This is a genomic window from Bifidobacterium erythrocebi (assembly GCF_012932675.1).
GTDB classification, from domain to species: domain Bacteria; phylum Actinomycetota; class Actinomycetes; order Actinomycetales; family Bifidobacteriaceae; genus Bifidobacterium; species Bifidobacterium erythrocebi.
Genome location: NZ_JAAIIF010000009.1, coordinates 57,781 through 75,155 on the forward strand (window position 1 = coordinate 57,781; position 17,375 = coordinate 75,155).

13 protein-coding genes are annotated in these 17,375 nt (G+C 63.8%); 3 read left to right on the forward strand and 10 right to left on the reverse strand.

The annotated features are described in order from the left end of the window. Positions 1-171 precede the first annotated feature (171 nt). Both recN and G1C98_RS06120 read right to left on the reverse strand, forming a co-directional pair. Positions 172-1,950, reverse strand: a complete 1,779-nt coding sequence (recN, locus tag G1C98_RS06115; RefSeq protein WP_169080259.1) for a DNA repair protein RecN — start codon at positions 1,948-1,950, stop codon at positions 172-174. Then, entirely contained in the window at positions 1,950-2,903 is a 954-nt protein-coding gene (locus tag G1C98_RS06120) for an NAD kinase (protein ID WP_169080261.1), read from the reverse strand. The genes recN and G1C98_RS06120 overlap by 1 nt, the downstream gene beginning before the upstream one ends. Before the next feature lie 252 nt (positions 2,904-3,155). Here G1C98_RS06120 and G1C98_RS06125 point away from each other — a divergent pair, with 252 nt between their 5' ends. Then, entirely contained in the window at positions 3,156-4,559 is a 1,404-nt protein-coding gene (locus G1C98_RS06125) for a TrkH family potassium uptake protein (RefSeq protein WP_205831927.1), read from the forward strand. Between the two features lie 112 nt (positions 4,560-4,671). Then, the gene (locus G1C98_RS06130) at positions 4,672-5,331 is read left to right on the forward strand and encodes a potassium channel family protein (RefSeq protein WP_169080266.1); all 660 of its coding nucleotides are present in this window, start codon (positions 4,672-4,674) and stop codon (positions 5,329-5,331) included. A 163-nt stretch (positions 5,332-5,494) separates the two neighbouring features. Here G1C98_RS06130 and G1C98_RS06135 read toward each other — a convergent pair whose 3' ends face one another. From G1C98_RS06135 to tyrS, 4 genes are all read right to left on the reverse strand, one after another. Next, entirely contained in the window at positions 5,495-6,247 is a 753-nt protein-coding gene (locus tag G1C98_RS06135) for a TlyA family RNA methyltransferase (protein WP_169080494.1), read from the reverse strand. Between the two features lie 193 nt (positions 6,248-6,440). After that, positions 6,441-7,487: an HAD-IIA family hydrolase gene (locus tag G1C98_RS06140; RefSeq protein ID WP_169080268.1), complete on the reverse strand. Its 1,047-nt coding sequence runs from the start codon at positions 7,485-7,487 to the stop codon at positions 6,441-6,443. Further along, positions 7,484-9,325: a hypothetical protein gene (locus G1C98_RS06145; RefSeq protein WP_169080270.1), complete on the reverse strand. Its 1,842-nt coding sequence runs from the start codon at positions 9,323-9,325 to the stop codon at positions 7,484-7,486. The genes G1C98_RS06140 and G1C98_RS06145 overlap by 4 nt, the downstream gene beginning before the upstream one ends. Positions 9,326-9,420: 95 nt before the next feature. Next, the gene (tyrS, locus tag G1C98_RS06150) at positions 9,421-10,743 is read right to left on the reverse strand and encodes a tyrosine--tRNA ligase (protein ID WP_169080272.1); all 1,323 of its coding nucleotides are present in this window, start codon (positions 10,741-10,743) and stop codon (positions 9,421-9,423) included. Positions 10,744-10,954: 211 nt separating this feature from the next. Between tyrS and G1C98_RS06155 the strand changes: the two genes are divergently transcribed. After that, complete coding sequence (locus G1C98_RS06155) at positions 10,955-12,808, forward strand: DUF975 family protein (protein ID WP_205831917.1); 1,854 nt, start codon at positions 10,955-10,957, stop codon at positions 12,806-12,808. Positions 12,809-12,910: 102 nt separating this feature from the next. Here the strand turns inward: G1C98_RS06155 and G1C98_RS06160 are convergent, their stop codons facing one another. The 4 genes from G1C98_RS06160 to G1C98_RS06175 form a co-directional block, all read right to left on the reverse strand. Further along, positions 12,911-13,693 carry a putative ABC transporter permease gene (locus G1C98_RS06160; RefSeq protein ID WP_169080274.1) on the reverse strand — a complete coding sequence of 261 codons (783 nt, stop codon included), beginning with the start codon at positions 13,691-13,693 and terminating at the stop codon, positions 12,911-12,913. Between the two features lie 18 nt (positions 13,694-13,711). After that, positions 13,712-14,203 (reverse strand): HD domain-containing protein, encoded by a 492-nt coding sequence (locus G1C98_RS06165; RefSeq protein ID WP_169080276.1) that lies wholly within the window; start codon positions 14,201-14,203, stop codon positions 13,712-13,714. A 237-nt stretch (positions 14,204-14,440) separates the two neighbouring features. Next, positions 14,441-15,919 carry an argininosuccinate lyase gene (argH, locus tag G1C98_RS06170; protein ID WP_169080278.1) on the reverse strand — a complete coding sequence of 493 codons (1,479 nt, stop codon included), beginning with the start codon at positions 15,917-15,919 and terminating at the stop codon, positions 14,441-14,443. A 170-nt stretch (positions 15,920-16,089) separates the two neighbouring features. Further along, positions 16,090-17,328 carry an argininosuccinate synthase gene (locus tag G1C98_RS06175; protein WP_169080280.1) on the reverse strand — a complete coding sequence of 413 codons (1,239 nt, stop codon included), beginning with the start codon at positions 17,326-17,328 and terminating at the stop codon, positions 16,090-16,092. Positions 17,329-17,375: the final 47 nt, after the last annotated feature.

The following is a 17,375-nucleotide window of genomic DNA, read 5'->3' on the forward strand; positions in this document are numbered from 1 at the left end:
CGGCAGGGGCGGGATCTGCCGCAGGGGCGTTGGCTCGGGTGATGCTGTTCATGTGGCTCGATTTCCGTGTGATGTGGTGGTATTTGGTTTGGGGAATCAACAGGCCGATGATTCCGGCGGTCAGCGGCGGGCTTTGGCGGCCATGGCGCGGTCAGCGCGCGCCTGGCGGGTTCATAGTGTGGATTCGTCCAGCAGTTCCCGCGCGTGGTCGAGGGATGTTTCGGTGGCGTTGCCGGAGAGCATGCGGGCGATCTCGCCGGTTCTGGCCTCGCCGGTCACTTCGGTGACGGTGGTTTCGGTCAGACCGCTATCCGGCTGTGCGGCTTTGGCGACCACGAACTGCTTGTCGGCCCAGGAGGCGACCTGGGCCAGATGGGTCACGACGATCACCTGCGAGTCCTTGGCGAGGCGCGCCAGTCGGCGTCCGAGCTCCACAGCGGCCTTGCCGCCCACACCGGCGTCGACCTCGTCGAAGATGAACGTCATGCCTTCGGCGCCGCCGCGCTGTTCGGCGGCGACCAGTTCAAGGGCGAGCATCAGTCGGCTCAGCTCGCCGCCGGACGCGCTTTTGCCCATCGGCAGTTCGGGGGAACCGGGGAACGGGGTGAACAGGAATTCGATGTCGTCGCCGCCATGCGGTCCAAGCGACCCCGTGGGACTGTCGCCGCCGTCATGCTCCGTCACGCGGATGCGCAGCGATGCGCCGCTCATCGCCAGCGAATCCAGTTCCTCGCTGACGTGTTCGCCCAATTGGCCGGCGGCCTGCACGCGGATATTATGCAATGCCTCGGCGGCCTGAAGCGCCTTTTGATACAGCTGTTCGCGTTCCTCTTCCAGCTGCGCCACTTTCTCGGGCGAGGCGTCCAGGTCCTCCACCTCGAACACGGCCTTGTCGCGCCATGCGATCACGTCGGAAAGCTCGGGCCCCCATCTGCGCATCAGCTCGTTCAGCTCGTGGATGCGCCCGTTGATCCGGTCCAGATCCTCCACACTGCCTTCGCCGTCCAGCTCCTGGACAAGCGCGAACACCACGTCCGAAAGGTCGGCGGCTATGGATTCCAGCCGCGCGGCCTGTTCGGCGAACACGCCTCCCACGCGGATGCCCTGCAACGCCTGCACCGCCCGGTTCACCAGGTCGACTGCCGAGGCGGCGTCCGACGACCCCTCGCCCATCTGCGAGGCGTCCAGCACCGACAATGCGGACGACACGCCCTGTGCGATCGCCGCGGCGTTCTCGATGCGATCCCTGCGCTCCTTGAGTTCGGCGTCCTCGCCGGCCTGCGGGTCGACCTGGTTGATGCGTGCGATGGATTCGCGCAGATAATCGGCCTGCTGGCGTGCGGCCGCTTCCTGGGAGCGCAGCTTCGCCAGGCGCTCGTCCATGGCGGCGAGCGCCTCCCATACGCGATGGTATGCGTCGAGCTGCGTGTCGTCGCCGGCGGCCATGTCGAGGAATTCGCGCTGCCTGGCGGCGGACGCGATGCGCAGCTGGTCGGTCTGCCCGTGCACGGTAATCAGTTCGCCGGCTACCGATTCGAGTACGGAACGCGGCACGGTCTTGCCGCCGAGTATGGCGCGGGAGCGGCCGGATGCCGGTACGACACGGGAGAGGAACAGTTCGCCGTCCTCGGGTTCGATGCCCGCGTCCTCGGCGTATTGCACGGCCTTGCCTGCGGCGATGCCGTTTGCGCCGCCTGCATCGTCTTTGCCGTCGGCAGAAGAATCGGCGGAGGAATCGGCAACGCAGAACACGCCCTGTGCCCAAGCCTCGCCGGCCCCGGAGGATACGCGCGAGCCGGAGGCGGCGGCACCGGAGATCAGCCGTATGGCGGACAACAGCATGGACTTGCCCGCGCCGGTTTCGCCGGTGATGGCCGTGAGCCCTGCCGCCGGGGCGATCCGTGCTTCATGGATGGGCCCCAGATTACGAACGGAGAGTTCTTCCAGCATCAGCGGGCGTTCCTCCCCTCGTCGGTTCCGCCATGGCTATCGGGCGCATGCGGGCTTTCGTGCGCCGATTTGCTGCGGTTGGCGTGCTCGCGCCAGCCGACCACAGGAAGGTCGAATTTGCTGACCAGACGGCTGGTGAAGGGGACGCCGGAAAGTCGGGCCAGCCGCAACGTGCTGCGGGAGACCCTGACCTCGATGCGGGTGCCCTTGGGCAGCGAGCGCTGCCGGCGGCCGTCGCAGCAGATCCAGCCGTCGGAGACGGAACTGTCGAGAATATCAAGGGTGAAGGTGGAGTCCGCGCCGATGATTAGCGGACGGGCGAACAGCGCGTGGGCGGCCAGCGGCGTCAGTTGCAGAGCCTGCACGTTGGGCCAGATGATCGGCCCGCCCGCCGAGAACGCGTATGCGGTGGAACCCGTCGGCGTGGATACGATCACGCCGTCCGCGCCGAAGGAGCTCATCTCCACGTCATCCACGCGGATGGACAGTTCCACCATCTTGCCGCGTGTCTCGCGTTCCAGAGTGATGTCGTTGAGCGCCCAGTCCTCGATGGGTTTCGTGGCGCCCGGCAGCCATACGTCCACGTGGGCGATCATGCGCTCGTCGATCGAATAGTCATGATCCGCGACCCGTCGGATCGCCTCGCTCATCTGGAAGCTTTCGAATTCCGCCAGGAATCCCACGTGACCGAGGTTCACGCCGAGAATCGGCACTTCGGTGCAGTGCACGAGCTCGGCCGCACGCAGGATCGTGCCGTCGCCGCCGAGCACGACCACGATCTCGGTGTCGTCGCGTACGCGCGGGGACGGGGTGCCGAATGCGGGAGGATCCACGTTGTCGATGATCGTGACCTCGAAGCCCGCCGACCGCAGCTGCTCCACGGCCTCGCTGATCACCGTGCCGCTTTGGCGCAGCCGACTATGCGTCACGACCACAGCATTGCGTCTCGTCATACGATGCTCCCCATCCGTCCGGTATCCTTCGCTGTCCTTTTCGACCATTCGTCGCATTCGGTCACACTATGCACTATCCTAATCGTTTGTTCAAACCGCCACGGCCTGCCTACTCACCGGGTGAACGACCGAACGTCGCCACGGGACTAGAATGGCATACGGCGGAAGATCATGCATGCGAAACGTTAGGAGGGTTCTGTGGCACGTGACCTTGATGAACCCGTTGAGGCAGAGCATCGTTTCAAGATCACCATGTCCAGGCTCCGCAAGGGCGGCTCCAGGAACAGCACGCCGGTCAAGCGCATTCGCCGCGTCAGCCTTACCGACCGCCTGTTCAGCCACCCCGGTCGTCTATCCATCATGTACTTCATGGCGCTCATCGCCATCGTCACCATACTGCTGCTGATGCCGTTCTCCACGCAGACCGGCGAGATCACCAGCTTCCCCGTGGCGTTCTTCACCGCGGTCTCGGCGCTGTCGACCTGCGGCATCCAGGTGGTGAACACCAATTCCTACTGGTCGTTCTTCGGGCAGATCGTCATCCTGTTCTCCATCCAGCTGGGCGGTCTCGGCGTCATGACCTTCGCCTCGATCGTAGCGCTCGGCATCAGCCGACGTCTGAGGGTGTCGCAGCGCATGCTCACCGCGAACGAGCTGGGTACGAACAAGCTGTCCGAAGTCAAAAGCGTGATCACCGTGGTGCTCACCATCACGGCCATCACCGAGGCGATCACCTTCACCCTGCTGCTGCCGGAGCTGTTGCGCGTCAACAAGAACGACGCCGGGAAAACCCTGTGGCAGGCGATCTTCTACGCGGTGTCCGCCTACAACAACACCGGCTTCACCCCGGACACCTCGGGCCTGCACGTGACCAATTGGGGCGTGGGCCTGCCGATTCTGCTCAGCGCATTCATCGGCACGCTGGGCTTCCCGGTGGTGCTGAACGTGGTGCAGTGCGCGCGCAAACGCCAGAGCCCCAAGCACTGGTCGCTGCATACCAAGCTCACGCTGGTCACCACGGCGATTCTGGTGGCCACCTCGCTGGTCTGGTTCCTCGTCGTCGAATGGCATAACACCGACCTGTTCCCCGACGACGACCTGTCGATGAAGTTCCGCAGGGCCATGGTGGCGGCCGTGATGCCCCGGTCCGCGGGCTTCGACATCTCCTGGGTGCCGGGCGTCGGCTCCGAAAGCAAGTTCTTCATGAGCATCATCATGTTCATCGGCGCCGGCTCCTCGTCGACCGGCGGCGGCATCCGCGTGACCACGTTCGCGGTGATCATGCTGATCTGCGGCGCGGCGTTCACCGGGCATCGCGACGTCACCGCGTTCCGCAGGCGCATTCCCCGCAGGATCCAGATGACCGCCATCTCCGTGACCACGTCCTGTCTGTCGCTGGTCGCCGTCGCGTCGATGGCGCTCATGTTCGTCACCGACTGCTCGCTGGGCGACGCGGTGTTCGAAACCTGCTCGGCCTTCAGCCTCGGCGGCTACTCCGTGGGCGTGGTCAGCGCCGGCAATCCCGCCTCGCAGTTCATTCTTGCCGCCACGATGATCATCGGCAGGCTCGGCCCCATGACCATCGCCTATTCCATCAGCCGTCCGCTGGCGCCGGAACCGATTCGCTACCCGCAGGAGAACGTGATCGTCGGCTGATCGCATCATCATCCATCCGGCAAGCGCCGATGCGGGGCGGCAGACCACTGACCGCCGACCGCCCGCACCGCTTCGGCGTACACTTGGGCATGAACATATTCAAGGAGCACATATGGCACGTAAGAAGGGCACCAAAAGCGTACTGGTCGTGGGACTGGGCCGATTCGGCAGTTCCGTGGCGGCCACGCTCAACGAGATGGAACAGGATGTGCTCGCCGTGGACAAGGACCCGGAGATCGTGGCCCGCTGGTCCTCGCAGATCCCGGTGGTGCAGGCGGACATGACCGATGTGATGGCGATCGAACGCATCGATGCCTCGCAGTTCGACACCGCCGTGGTGGCGATCGGCGACAGCATCGAGGCCTCCGTGATCGCGGCAGGTAACCTGCTGGACGCCGGCATCACGGATCTATGGGCGAAGTCCGTGTCCATCCAGCACGCGCGTATTCTGCGCCGTATCGGCGCACGCCATGTGATCAACGCCGAGAGCGACGCCGGCAAGCGCATCGGGCATCTGGTGTCCGGCAACTACCTGGATTACATCGAGATCGAGGGCATGCACACCGTGGTGAAGGTGCATACGCCGCAGCACCTGGCCGGCAAGACGATCGCGGAGGCGGAGATCCACGACAAGTACGGCATCGTCGTGGTCGGCGTGAAATCGCCCGGACGCGAGTTCCAGTACGGCGAGAACGACACCGTGATGCGCCGCAACGACGAGCTCATCATCGCCGGCAGGCAAAGCCAGATCGACAAGTTCCTGGCTTCCTGACGGCCCGGGTTCCCACCGTATTCGGCGTTGTGTTGGATATGACCGACTGATATGACGAAGGCCGGTCCCGTGCGAACGACCATTCGCACGGGACCGGCCTTTGCCGTTGTTCGGCACGTCGGGCTCTATGTTGTCCTGTTTCGCCGCCAGGCGGATACCGGCATCATGCGCGCGGCATGCGGGCGTACAGCAGCCATTCGGCGTTGCCGTGGGTGCCTTCGATCGGCGAGGGCGCGGTGGCCATCACGGCAAGCCCTTCGCGTTCGGCGCACGCCACCACGTCATCCAACGCCTTGCGCCGCAATTCCTCGCTTGCCACGATGCCGTTCCTGCCAAGCCCTTCGCGCCCGACCTCGAACTGGGGCTTGACCAGCAGCACCACGGCCGCGCCCGGAGCCGCGATGCGGGCGATGACGGGAATCACGTAGGTCAGGGAGATGAACGACACGTCCGAAACGACCATCTGCGGCCTGTACGGCAGGTCGCTCGCCGTCACGTCGCGGATGTTCACGCCGCTCATCTCGATGATGCGCGGGTCGGCTGCGATGCGCGGGTCGAGCTGTCCGTGGCCCACGTCCAGGGCGATGACGTTCCTCGCTCCCCTGCGCAGCAGCACGTCGCAGAATCCGCCGGTGGACGCGCCGATATCGAGGCATTGCAGACCGTTCGGCTCGGCAAGTCCATGCTCGCGGAACACGTCGAACGCGCCGACCAGCTTGTATGCGCCACGCGACACGTAGTCCTCGCCCTTGTCCACGCGAATGCGCGCATGGCCCAGCGCGCCGACCGCGTATGCGGGTTTGGTCACCGTCTGGCCGTTCACCGTGACCTTGCCCGCCTTGATGAGCTTCTGCGCCCTGGTGCGCGTGCCCACCACGCCGGTCTCCACCAGCAGGAGATCCAGTCGATCGGGCATCTCGACGATATCGTCTTCCGTGATGTCGATGCCGTTGCCATCGATACGTTCGCTCATAGTCCTTCCCGCCTCGTACATCAGTCTCATGCATAACAGGACGCCGTCGCGCGAACCATGGAAACCGGTTCGCACGACGGCGTTTCATTGTGCCGTAGGCGGATCCGCCCGCCCACGGCCGCCGCGGCTCATAGGCTCACAGCGTGAACTCCGGCAGGGACACCGTATCCATGTCGGTGCCGTTGTCCTGCAGTTGCCAGGCAAGGCAGATCGCCGCGCGCAACGCGTCGATGGATGTGGGATCGCCCACGCGGATCGCATTGTCCACCTTGTCGTAGGCGGCGCGGGCGTTGCCGCACACCCAGCATCCGTTGCCGATGCTGGTCGGCAGCGGCATGGCCTCGTTCAGTCCGCGCAGATCCTTCGCCACATAGGTCGGGCGCAGGTGCGCCGGGGCGAGCATCAGCTCGTGCGGGTTCGTCACACCGGTCAGCACGGCCAGCGAATCGTAGCCGCCACGGTTGCCGGCCTCGATATCGGTATCGAGCCGGTCGCCCACGGCGATGGACTCGTCCTTGGACACCATGCTGTTGCCTTCCGAGGCGTTGAGTTCGCGCGCCTCGTCGTACATGTACGATTCCGGCTTGCCCGCCGAGGCAACCGGCTCCACGCCGGTGGCGGTGATCACGGCCTGGATCATGGAACCGCAGCCCGGCGCGATGCCCAGCTCGCGCGGAATCGTCAGATCACGGTTGGTCACGAAATACGTGGCACCGGCTTCGACCGCGAACGCGATGTTCGCCATCATCTGCCAGGTCATCTGCGGGTACCAGCCCTGGATGACGGCCACGGGCTTGTCGGCCGGGTCATCGGTGATGACGAGACCGGCGCGTTCTACCTCCTCGCGCAGATGCTCGGCACCCAGCACCAGCACGCGCGAACCGGCCGGAACGGCCTTGGCGACCATGCGGGCGGCCACCACGGACGAGGTGATGACCTGCCAGGGCTCGACCTTCAGACCGAAGCCGACCAGCTGATCGGCCACGATGCGCTGGAACCTGGACGAGTTGTTCGTTGTGTATTCGATCATCATGCCCGACTGTTCGGCCTGACGGATGGAGTCGGCGGCATGGTCCACGGCGTTCTTACCGCGGTAGACGACGCCGTCGAGGTCGAGCAGCGCCAGATGGTACCGCTCGGCCAGGGTGCGTTCTGTTCCCTTGAGAAAACGGGTCTTGCTCACTCTTCGGTCGGCTCCTCGTCGGATTCAGCCTCAGCGTCGGCATCGGCCTTGTCGGATTCGGATTCCTCGGCCTTGGTATCGTCTGCGTCTGCATCCTTGGCCTCGGCCTTGCCGGTGTCCTCGGACTTGTCGCCTTCCGCCTCGGCCGCCTGTGCGGGCTCCTCGTCGGATTCCGCGCCGTCCTTGGCCTCTTCGGCGGGCAGCTCGGTCTCGTCCTCCTCGGGTTCCGGCTCGGGTGCGAACTGCGCTTCGGACGGATCGATGCCGAGCTTGTCGAGCACCTCCTCGTCGTCGCCATTGGTGATGTAGGCCAGATCGTGGTCGATCACCACATCGTCGGAATCCTCGTCGATGTCGAAATCGGCGTACTGATCCTCAAGCTTCTCGATCGTGCCTTCAAGGGCATCGGCCTTGTCCTTCTGGCCGGTCTCCTCAAGGAAGAGCTGTTCGGCCTGCAGCGCGCGCATGCGGTACGCGCCGGACAGACCCTTGGAACGCGCCAGCGTATGCACGACGGCAATGGCCTTGTCCCACTGCTCCAGGTCGCCCAGGGCACCCGCGTACACCAGGAACATCTCGGCCTTGGCCTCGCCGCGCAGCAGCTTGGCGTCATCGCTCAGCGCCAGCTCGATGGCCTTCTTCGGATTGCCCAAGCCACGCTCGCAGTCGGCCATGAACGGCAGGTAGTCGGCGTAGCCGTTCATACGGTAGGCGGTGCGGAACTCGCGCAGGGCGAGCTTGTAGTCACCGGTACGATAGGCGGCGAAGGCCAGGGTCTCACGCGCGAAATCGATGCGGGACGCCTGACGGGCGACCCACTTGGCGTGCTCCATGGCCGCCTTGGGGTCATCGTCGATCAGCGCGTAGGCCGCGAGAATGTGCAGGCCGGTGTTCTCCGCGTGTTCCTTCGACAGGCCACGCAGACGTTCCTTCTCATCGGAGGACAGCATGGACCATTCGAGACCCTTCGGCATCACCGGCTCGTCGGGGCGACGGGCGGTGTACGGGTTCTGGGAGGGGAAGCTCATCGTGCCGTCGGAGTTGCGGCGCGGACGGCTCATGTATTCGGTGCGCTTGTGCTCGCGATATTCGCGCTTCTCCGCATCGGAGAGCTGACGGCGTTCGCCGTGCTGGTCGTTGCGACGATTATCGCGACGATCGTCATCGCGGCGGTAGCGAGGATTGCCGCCATGCTCACCATCGCGGCGCGGTCCCTTGCCATAGCCGCCCTTGCCGCCACGGTTGCCGCGGTAGCCGTCGCGACGCTCGCCGTCCTTGTGGAAGTCACGGTCCTTGCGGAAGCCGTCGTCATGACGGGATTCGCGGTTCTCACCCTCGCCGTCACGACGATTGTCGCGATCCTTGCGGAAATCACGATCCTTATGGAAATCGCGATCCTTGCGGTAACCGCCCTTGTGGAAGTCGTTGCGGTCCTTGCGATAGCCGCCACGGCGATCGCCGTCACGACGGTTGTCGCCGTCCTTATGGAAGTCCTTGCGATAACCGCGGTTCTCGCCGTCGCCATCGCGACGGAAGTCACGGTCCTTGCGGAAATCACGATCCTTATGGAAATCGCGATCCTTGCGGTAACCGTCGCGACGCTCGCCGTCACGCTGGAAATCGCGATCCTTGCGGTAGCCGCCGTGCCCATAGGACTTACGGCCGCCGAAACCGCCCTTGCCGCCTTCCCTGTCACCATCGCGACGGCCGTAGCCGCCCTTGTTGCCGCGCGGCTTGAATCCCTTGCCGCCGCGATTGCCCGGACGTCCGGATCCGCCGTGTCCGTAGGACTTACGGCCACCGAAAGACTTGCCGGAATGTTCGTTACCTTCTGCCATATGCTGTTCCTTGCTTCAATCAGATATCTTGCGACTATTCGAAAACCATTCGCGTGGCGGCCCGGCTGTTCCGGTCCGCCACGACCGTATGCGGGTCAGTGGCGCTCGACCACGCCGAGAGCCTTCTTGCCGCGGCGAATCAGCGCGAAGCGACCGGCAAGGAAGTCCTTGTCGTCCAGCACCGCCTCGTCGCTCTCCACGCGCACGTTGTTGAGATACACGCCGCCGGACTTGATCGCACGGCGCGCCTCGGAACCGGACTTGAACAGACCTGCTGCCTGCGCCGCGTCGATCACGCGCGCACCGGCCTCGGACTGCGGGAACACATGCTCGCCGTTCTCGTCGGCGACCTTGAATCCCTCAAGCACGGATTCCAGCGTCTCCTCGTCGATGGCGGCAAGATCGCCGCCACGGCCGAACAGCGCGGCGGAGGCGTCGATGGCGGCCTGGGTCGCCTTCTCGCCATGCACGAAGCTGGTGACCTCCCACGCCAGGGCCTTCTGCGCCTCGCGAGCGCCGGGGTTCGTCCTGCTCTCCTCGATCAGATGCTCGATCTCGCTCTTCGGCAGGAAGGTGAACGCCTTGAGCAGGCTCTCCATCTCCGCGTCCGGGCGGTTGATCCAGAACTGGTAGAACTTGTAGGGGCTCAGCATCGTGGGGTCGAGCCACACCGCATTGCCTTCGGACTTGCCGAACTTCTTGCCCTGCGCATCGGTGATGATCGGGCTGGTGAACACGTTCACGTCCACGCCGCGCACCTTGTGGATCAGGTCCAGACCGGAGGTGAGGTTGCCCCACTGGTCGGAGCCGCCGAGCTCAAGCGTGCAGTGGTATTCATCAAACAGGTGCAGGAAGTCGTTGCCCTGCAGCACCTGGTAGCTGAACTCGGTGAAGGAGATGCCCTCCTCGGACTTCAGGCGTCGAGCCACGGTGTCCTTGGCGAGCATGGTGCCCAGACGGAAGTTCTTGCCGACATCGCGCAGGAAGTCGATGACGCTCATCTGCGCGGTCCAATCGTAGTTGGAGACGAAACGCACCGGATTGCTGCCCTCGGTGTCGAGGATGCCGCCGATCTGCCTCTTCAGGCGCTCGGCCCATCCGGCCACGACGTCCTTGGGGTTCAGGGTGCGTTCGCCCGACTGGCGCGGGTCGCCAATCAGACCGGTCGCACCGCCGACCAGGGCGATGGGGTGATGGCCCGCAAGCTGCAGGTGACGCATGTTGATGAGCTGAACGAGGTTGCCGATGTGCAGGGAGGCCGCGGTGGGATCGAAGCCGCAATAATAGGTGATCGGCTCGCCGTCAAGTGCCTGGGCAAGGCGTTCACGATCGGTGGACTGGGATACCAGACCACGCCACTGAAGTTCCTCGAGCAGAGATGAAAAACCTGCTTCCCTGAAGTCAGTGATACGAGCCATATCTTGTTAATCTCCCTATCAAATTCTTGGGTTCCGAATGCGCATAGCGCACCATTCAGTCTCGCAGAACATCACGACAGCATCACGTCGGCGCAACAGGTCGCCCGGACGGCACCGCCGAGCGTTGGAAACGATTGCAAAAACTATACTGGGGGAACACTTGGGCATGTGTGTGTCCAAGTGACGCATATCCAAGGAAGACAGGGGAACAATGAATCGAAAAGCCTTGAAATCACAGGCTAAAGTCACATTGAAGCGCCATTACTGGCTCATTCTTGTGCTGTGCCTGTTCGCGGCGTTCCTCGGCGTCGAATACGGTTCGACGCTGTGGGCCACCGACTATCAGAATCCAACCGCCGTCAGCTCGGCAGCCGGCGAGGCCACGGCCACCAGCAGCGCTGCGAGCGACCAGCTGTCGTCAGACGGCATCTCCGAACTGCTGGGAAAGATCGTCTCCGGCGATGACGCCGGCGCGAAACAGCAGGTGGAACAGTCCCAGAAGAATATCCAGGCCAACGACACCAACGCGACGCTCGGCCGTTCGCGCGGCGTGTTCGCCATGGTGCTGAACTCCTTCTCCACCGGCAGCGTCATGCTTTCCATCACCGACGCGGCAAGCTCCATCCTGCATTCGCGCGGAGGGGCGACCATCCTGCTGGTGCTGATCAGCCTGGCGGTGTATCTGTTCGTATGGCTGTTCATCCGTGAGACCTACCTGGTGGTATCCCGCCGCATGGTGCTCGAATCGCGTGTCTACGAGCAGGTGCCGATCCACCATATGCTCTTCCCGCTGCGCACCCGCAAGTGGCCGCGCATCGCATGGACGATGTTCGTGAAAAGCGTGTTCCTGGGGCTCTGGTGGCTGACCATCATCGGCGGCATCATCAAGAGCTTCTCCTACCTGCTGGTACCGTTCATCGTCGCCGAGAACCCCTCCATCAAGGCATGCGACGCGATCACACTGTCCCGCCGCATGATGAAAGGCCACAAGTGGGAGTGCTTCGTGGCCGTACTGACGTTCCTCGGCTGGGACATCCTGTCCATCTGCACGCTCGGCCTGACCGGCATCTTCTACTCCAACGGATACAAGGCGTCGTTCTGGGCCGAGTACTACACCTACCTGCGCGGTCTCGCCAAGCAGGCGAACATCCAAGGTGCCGATCAGCTCAACGACACGTTCCTGTTCGAGAAGGCACCGGCCGACCTGCTGGAACGCACCTACGCCGACGCGCGCACCGCCATCAACGAGGTGGACGCGCAGGGCGAGACCGTCAGCAAGCCGAAGGGCCTCGCCGGCTGGCTGGCCGACTGGTTCGGCATCCGCATCATGCAGTCCAGGAAGGTCGCGGCATGGGAGGACTACCAGGCGAAGACGCATGCGCTGAAGACCGGCAGGGCCCTGCTGGGCGCGCAGATGTACCCGGTGCGCCTCTCCCCCATCCCCATGAAGGACAAGAACGTCAACGTGGGCGGCATGAGTGCCACGCGCAGCTACTCGCTGCTGAACCTGGTGATGATGTTCTTCATCTTCTGCATCATCGGCTGGGTGTGGGAAGTCGCGCTGTGCTTCATCGACGAGGGCGTGTTCGTCAACCGCGGCACCCTGCACGGCCCCTGGCTGCCGATCTACGGCACCGGTGGCATCTTCATCCTGATCGTGCTCAAGAAGCTGCGCGAGCACCCGGTTGCGGAATTCGTCTCCGCTGTCGTGCTCTGCGGCACGTTGGAGTACATCTCGTCGTGGCACCTGGAAATGACCAAGGGGCAGCGCTGGTGGGATTACACCGGCTACTTCCTGAACATCAACGGCCGCGTCTGCGCCGAGGGACTGCTGGTGTTCGGCCTGGGAGGCCTGGCGATCGTGTATCTGGTGGCGCCGACGCTCAACCAGCTGCTCGATCGCATCAACCGCAAGGCGCTGCTGTGCGTGGCGCTGGTGCTGCTGGTCTCCTACATCGGCGACCAGATCTATTCGTCACAGCACCCGAACTCCGGCCACGGCATCACCGATACCGGCGCATCGGCGGTGCAGGTGGTGGAACCGTCTGCCCTGGGCTCGCGGTGAACGCCGCATACGGTAAGTGACGTCTAGCGGAAGGGCCGCCGACGATTCCACGAGAATCGCCGACGGCCCTTCCGTACGCCCTACTGGTTGTGCTGTTGTCTGCTATTTTCTGCGCAACAGTTCGCGTACGGTTTCCATGATCTTGCTGTCATTGGCCGATTCGGTCGACTTCAGATGCGGGAACGACTGGATCATGCGGCGCTGCTGACGGTTCAGCGTCGCCACCGCGCTGCCACGCATATTGGAGACGATTTCCTGCGACGACGATGACCATTCGTGGATCTTCTGCAGCAGCACATCCTTGCCCCACTGGTACGATTCGCCCGCATGCTCGGCGGCGGACTGGATAATCTCGCTGAAATCCCTCAGGCTCTTGCTCAGATTCACCATGCCCCTGACCGTGACAACCGTATCCGCCACAATCGCCACCGCGAAGACCGCACATATCGCATGCACCGCGTTCATCGGGATCAGCATGATCCACTGCGCCACCCACGGCTGGGCGAATTCGATGAGACCGACGCCAGCAGCCCCGAACACCAATGCGCCCAGCAGACTCACACGCCCCTGGATGTTGAACCGGTAGTCGCTGTAATCCCACCAGCGGGCGTGGAACATCTTCTCCATCGCCCACGAGGTGACGTATTCGAGTACGCTAGCGCCGAGCGCGCTGATGAGGAACACGAGCACGGGATGAGCGCGCAGACCGCTCAGCAGCACGATGGCCAGCACCGCGCCGGCACCGTAGATCGGGCATATCGGCCCGTTGAGGAATCCACGGTTCACCCAGCGCCGTTCCACAGCGGACACCAGAATCGACTCATAGACCCAGCCGGCGCAGCTGTACAGCAGAAACCACAGAAACAGATATTCGATATTCGTCATAAGTGCTCCCCTGCGTTCTCATTTGTGCAGCATCGGCTTATGGAAACGGCTGCGGGAGAAGGTCTCCCTGGTGGCGCTGATCTTGTCCGCCATGGTGACCAAGTAGCCTTCGATGTACTTCGGCGGCACCGGCGTCATCGGGAACATGTGCTTGGCGATGGCGTCGCGCTCGATATGGTTGAGGTCGAAATCGCGCGCCGCATTGCGCAACGCGGTATGGCCATGGGTGAAGCCGTGCAGGCGATGCGTGCCGTTGTCCCAATCGTGCCAGTCATACAGGAAGTAGTCGTGCAGCAGCGCGGACCTGATCAGGGCGTGCAGGTCGACGCGGTACCACAGATGCAGACGGTCGGCCAGCCAGACCGCCAGGCAGGCGACGCGAATCGAATGCGCGAACGTGGTCACCGCACCATGCTGGTAGCAGCGTTTCTCGACCTCCATATGGTCGTGTTCGAACACCTCACGACCATGCTTATAGACCAATCGTTGAATCTGAACCCTTGTCAGCACCGTGTATTCCTTTTTGCATCCGTTGATCGCCGCGCGTTTGCCCGCGGCTCCCGCCGCATCCGAGTGTATTGCGAATCGACCCCGGGCACCCTCATTCGATGGGATGAACCATACGGGAGCAAACATACGCAGACCCACCGAACGATCGCTCGAACGGCGGGTCTGTCAGTCATCATCCGATAGCCGCTCCCCCATACGGGGCTTCAACGGCTTGACCGCCCGGAAAGCGGGCACGGTTCAGCGCAGCGTTTCCGGAGCCTTGTAGGCCGGGCCGTCGCTGGTGGAGTCGGCGAACACCTTGAGCTCCTCGGTCTCACGCTTGGCGTCGGCGATCTGCTCGCGCACACGATTGTACGAAGTGCCGCCCTTGCCGTTACGGGAGGCGACGGAACCGTCGCTGGAGAGCACCTCGCGCACCTTCGGCGCGGTTTCGGCCGGCAGGAACGCGGCGAACGTATCGATGAAGTCCTCATCGGTCAAATCCCACAGCTCCACGCCACGGCCTTCGGCGATCTTGACGCATGCGCCGGAAAGCTCATGCGCATGGCGGAACGGCACGCTGTTCTTGACCAGCCATTCGGCGATATCGGTGGCCAGGGCAAAGCCGGTGGGAGCCTCGGCGGCCAGACGCTCGGTGTCGAAGCGCATGGTGGCGACCATGCCGGTGAAGGCGGGCAGCAGCACTTCGAGGGTGTCCACCTGGTCGAACACGGCCTCCTTGTCTTCCTGCAGATCACGCGCATAGGCGGTGGGCAGGCCCTTCAGCGTGGCCATGAGACCGGTGAGATCGCCGATGAGACGGCCGGACTTGCCGCGTGCGAGCTCGGCGATATCGGGGTTCTTCTTCTGCGGCATGATCGAGGAACCGGTGGAGTAGGCGTCGTCGAGCTTGACGAAGGCGAATTCCTGCGTGTTCCAGATGATGATCTCCTCGGACAGGCGGGAGATGTCGACGCCGGTCATGGCGGCGATGAACGCGAATTCGGCGACGAGGTCGCGGGCTGCGGTGCCGTCGATGGAGTTGCTGGTCACCTTACCGAAGCCGAGCTCGCGGGCGACGGCTTCCGGATCCAAGCCGAGGGTGTTGCCGGCGAGCGCGCCGGAACCGTACGGGGAGGCGTTGATGCGCTTATCCCAATCGATCAGGCGCTGGATGTCGCGGATCAGCGGCCATACGTGGGCCATGAGCTGATGCGCGAGCAGCACCGGCTGGGCGTGCTGCATGTGGGTGCGACCCGGCATGACGGCCTTGCCGGCCTTCACGCTCTGGTCGATCAGCGCGTTGATGAGGTCGATGAGCTGGCCGGCGATCACGCGGGAATGGCGGCGCAGCCACATGCGGATGAGGCAGGCGATCTGATCGTTGCGGGAACGCCCGGCGCGCAGTTTGCCGCCGAGTTCGTCGCCGGCGATATCGATGAGGCCGCGTTCGAGCGCGGTCGCCTCGTCCTCGTCGTCCTCGATGGGGGCGAACGTGCCGTCGTCGACGTTGCGCTGCAGCTCGTCGAGCGCGGCTTCCATGCGGTTGAGCTCGTCATCGGTGAGCAGGCCGGCGCGGCCGAGTGCGCGGGCGTGGGCGCGGGAGCCGGCGATGTCGTCGTCGGCAAGACGCCAGTCGAACTGGGTGGACTTGGAGAGCCTGGCCAGGGCGGCGGAGGGGCCCGAAGTGAAGCGGCCGCCCCACAGGGCCAGATGTTCGTTGTTGCTTTCAGTCATGGTTCTTACCTTAGCTTGGGAAGGGGAAATTCTAGCGGATGCGTCCCGCCGCACGATGCCGGCGGGTTTTATTGCGGGCCGCTTCGAGAAAACCCCGCGACCCGACCCGTATGGGGTGGGCGGCGGGGCTTTCCTTCAGTGTTGCGATGCCGTCAATGAACGGCGCAGGCTCACTCGACGGTGTTGCTCGGCACCTCGATGCCATTGCCGAACTTGACGTCGCGGGCCGCGGCCACACGGCTCGGCAGACCGTAGATGTCGATGAAGCCGTTGGAGGACTTCTGATCGAAGCTGTCGCCGGAATCGTAGGTGGCCAGGTTGTAGTCGTACAGGGAGCTGTCGGAGCGACGGCCGGTGACCACTGCGCGGCCGCCGTGCAGCGTCATGCGGATCTCGCCGTTGACGTACTTCTGGGTGTCTTCGATGAAGGCGTTCAGGGACTGGGTCGCCGGGCTGAACCACTGCGCATCGTAGACCAGTTCGGCCCAACGCTTGTCGATGTCGCGCTTGATGCGGTGCTGTTCGCGTTCGAGGCAGCAGTTCTCGAGCTCCTGGTGGGCGGTGATGAGCGCCACGGCACCCGGGGCTTCGTACAGCTCGCGGGACTTGATGCCGACCAGACGATCCTCGATGAGGTCGATACGGCCGATACCCTGTGCGCCGGCGCGGCGGTTCATCTCTTCGATGGCCTGCAGCGGGGTGACGTCGCGGCCGTCGATCTTGACCGGCACGCCCTGCTTGAACTCGATGACAACCTCGTCCTCGACCGGCGGGAACGCCGGATCGTCGGTGTAGGAGTAGCAGTCCTTGGTCGGGGCGTTCCACGGATCCTCCAGGAAGCCGGTCTCGATGGCGCGGCCCCACACGTTCTGGTCGATGGAGAACGGGCTCTTCTCGGTCTGCACGATCGGCAGCTCGTGTTCCTTGGCGAACGCGATTTCCACGTCACGGGTCAGGGACAGATCGCGGATCGGGCTGATGGCCTTCAGCGTGGGGTCAATGGAGGCGATGGAGACCTCGAAGCGGACCTGATCGTTGCCCTTGCCGGTGCAGCCGTGGGAGATGGTGTCCGCACCGAACTGGTGGGCGGCGCGCACCAGATGCTTGGAGATGAGCGGGCGGGAGATGGCGGAGACCAGCGGGTACACGCCTTCGTACATGGCGTTGGCCTTCAGGGCCTTCATGCAGTATTCGTTGGCGAATTCGTCGCGGGCGTCGACGACGTATGCCTCGACGGCGCCGCATGCCAGTGCGCGTTCCTTGATGGTCTCAAGGCTTTCGCCGCCCTGACCGACATCAAGGGAGACCGCCACGACATCCTTGCCGGTACGTTCCTTCAGATACGAGATGGCGACGGAGGTATCCAGACCACCGGAGTACGCCAGAACAAGACGATTCTTATCTGCCATGAGCTGCCTTTCTTCAAACAAAGCTTATGCAAGTATATACAGAGCTA